Here is a 2710-nt window from a genome sequence, read left to right as displayed (position 1 = left end):
GCGTAGAGGCTTCCGGCCCCCGTCGGAGGGTCCCGCCCGCGCCGCCCCCCCACGCGGTGATCTGCGGTTGCGCCGCAGCGACGGGGGCGGGCACCCGAAATGCCCGTTAACCGACCGGTTACCATGACGACCTAGCGCCTGCCGCCAGTGCGGCGCGCTTCCGCGCCGACCGGGCGCGGACCATGACCCTGATGACGTTGGCCCTGAGCGGATGGGCCGCGGCGAAGCCGCATCTCGACCTCTTCGGAACCCTCGGCCTGCTGCTCGGCTTCGCCGCCGGGATCCTGCCGCATCGGCGCGGGATGCTTCTCGCCTCGGCCGGATGCGCCGCCGCCTTCGGCCTGCACTACCTGCATCTCGGCGCGCTCACCGGCACGGCGATGTGCGCCATCGCCCTGCTGCAGAACCTCGTCTCGGCGCAGGCGATCGGGCCCGCGGGCCGTGCCGCCTGGGTGGCACCACTCTTCGCCGCGACGACGCTGGTCGCCGCCGGGACGACGCTGGCGACCTGGTCCGGCTGGCCGTCGGCCTGCGCCGGGCTCGGCGCCCTCCTGGCGACGGCTGCCCGCCTCCAGGGCGATCCGCAGGGCATGCGGCGCCTCTTCCTCGGCGCCAGCCTGTGCTGGGCCGTCCACAACGGCCTCGTCGGCTCGGTCTTCGGGCTCACCTGCGACCTGCTGACCCTGTCGGGGCTGGCCCTGTCGCTGGTCCGGCATCAGCGGCGCCCGGCGCCGCGGGCGCTCCCCGCCACCTGAGGCCGCGCCGCGGCGGGCGACGCCGCTTCCCTCCTCCGTCCCGAGGGGGCGCGACGCTCACGCCACGCGGATGTGGGTCGCCACCCGCGGCGGCTCCTCGGCGCCCGTCTCCGCTTCGAGGATGCGCATGTCGAGCCGGCCCTCGTCGTCGCGGAATACGTCGTAGACGACCCGGTCGACCACGGCGTTGCCGTCGCCGAAGATCAGCACGCGCGGCTTGTGGGCGATCACGTCGTCGACGCCGCCGTAGCTCGCCGAGGCAATGATGACCTCGTCGCCGACCTGGCAGGTGCGGGCGGCGGCGCCGTTCAGGACGCAGCAGCGCGAGCCGGCGGGGCCGTACAGCACGTAGGTGCTGATCCGCGCCCCCGACATCTTGTTCCAGATCTCGACGAATTCGAGCGGATCGAGCCCCGCCTCGCGGCAGAGGTCGGCATCGAGCGTGATCGAGCCGTGATAGTTCAGGTCGGCGCCCGTCACGCGGATGCCGTGCAGCTTGGCCCGAACGAAGCTCTGCATCATGCTCCCCCGAGCCGGGCGACGTCGGCCCGGCGATGCGCGGCCGCACCTCCGAGTCGGGGCGGTCGCGTCGCGCTTCCTACGGCGGCGCATGCCTGCGTGGCAATCGGCCGGTCGGGACGCTCCCCTGCCCCCCGCGCTACCCCTTGTGCCGCAGCCGGCTCGCGAAGAAGCCGTCGAGGCCGCCGCGCCGGCTGTCCGAGCCTTCGAGGTCGGCCGGGAGCGTGCGCAGGTCGCCGTCGGCGTTGATCACGCCGTCGAGGCCGCCGACCTCGTCCGCCCGCACCGGCACCCGCTCGAACGCGGCGTTGCGCTTCAGGAAGGCGGCGACCTGGCGCTCGCCCTCCTCCTGCTCCAGCGAGCAGGTGCAGTAGACGAGGCGCCCGCCCGGCCGCACCAGGGTCGCGGCCTTGTCGAGCAGGCGCGCCTGGAGGAGGTGCAGGCGGATCAGGTCGGATTCGGTCTTGGTCCAGGCGACGTCCGGATGGCGGCGGATCGTGCCGGTGGCCGAGCACGGCGCGTCGAGCAGCACCGCGTCGAACGGCTTTGGGGGCTCGAAGGCGAGCGCGTCGCCGACGACCACCTCGGCGGTCAGCCCGAGCCGGGCGAGGTTTTCGGACAAGCGCTCCAGGCGCGGGGCCGAACGGTCCAGCGCGGTCACCACGGCGCCCCGGCTCGCGAGCTGCGCGGTCTTGCCGCCCGGCGCGGCGCAGAGGTCGGCGATGCGCTCGCCGGGCTGCGCGCCGAGGAGCCGCGCGGGGATCGCGGCGGCGGCATCCTGCACCCACCACGCGCCATCGGCGAAGCCGGGAAGCTCGGAGACCGGCACCCGCAGGTCGCCGAGCCGGAGCGAGCCGGTGGGCAGCGCCGCCGCGCTGAGGCGCTCGGCCCAGTCGCCGGCCTCGCCCTTCAGCGTCAGGTCGATCGCGGCGCCGGCCAGGTGCGCGCGGGCGATGGCGGCGGCTTTCTCCGGCCCGTAGGCCTCGCGCCAGCGCGCGGCCAGCCAATCCGGGGTGTTGGCCTCGAGCGGGTCGTCGCATTCGGCCAGGATCGCCTCGCGCTCGCGCACGACCCGGCGCAGCACCGCGTTGACGAGGCCGGCGAGATGCCGCGCCTGCGGATCGGCCTTGGCCAGGCGCACCGCGAGGTCGACCGCGGCATGGTCGGGAACGGCGAGGTCGAGGATCTGGGCGGCGCCGGTGGCGAGCAGCGCGACGAGGCGCGGCTTGTCCTCGGGCAGGCCCTGCTCCATCCGCGCGGCGAGCGCGCGCCGGAGGAAGCCGAGGCGGCGGAAGGTGACCGTGGCGATGGCCCGCGCCAGACCGGCATCGCCGGCGTCGAGCCCCGCGACGCGGGACGCCTGGGCCAGCGCATCCTCCAGGGCGAGGGCGCGGTTCTTGCCCAGCAGGTCGGCGACGACGGCGTGCGCCACCCGG

The 2710-nt window shown here is 75.2% G+C and carries 3 protein-coding genes; 1 reads left to right on the top strand and 2 read right to left on the bottom strand.

Annotated elements, in window-relative coordinates; translation table 11 throughout:
• Positions 1–182: 182 nt before the first annotated feature.
• On the top strand, positions 183–755 hold the full coding sequence (locus tag FV230_RS26960) for a YgjV family protein (RefSeq protein WP_147844555.1): 573 nt from the start codon (positions 183–185) through the stop codon (positions 753–755).
• Positions 756–812: 57 nt separating this feature from the next.
• Here FV230_RS26960 and panD read toward each other — a convergent pair whose 3' ends face one another.
• Both panD and FV230_RS26950 read right to left on the bottom strand, forming a co-directional pair.
• Positions 813–1274 (bottom strand): aspartate 1-decarboxylase, encoded by a 462-nt coding sequence (gene panD, locus FV230_RS26955; RefSeq protein ID WP_147729911.1) that lies wholly within the window; start codon positions 1272–1274, stop codon positions 813–815.
• Positions 1275–1413: 139 nt separating this feature from the next.
• Positions 1414–2706 (bottom strand): RsmB/NOP family class I SAM-dependent RNA methyltransferase, encoded by a 1293-nt coding sequence (locus FV230_RS26950; RefSeq protein ID WP_147844556.1) that lies wholly within the window; start codon positions 2704–2706, stop codon positions 1414–1416.
• Positions 2707–2710 lie beyond the last annotated feature (4 nt).

Source organism: Methylobacterium sp. WL6, from assembly GCF_008040095.1.
In the GTDB taxonomy this organism is placed as follows: Bacteria; Pseudomonadota; Alphaproteobacteria; order Rhizobiales; family Beijerinckiaceae; genus Methylobacterium.
The sequence above is the reverse complement of the archived record's forward strand: the minus strand, read 5'-3'. Positions and strand labels throughout refer to the sequence as shown.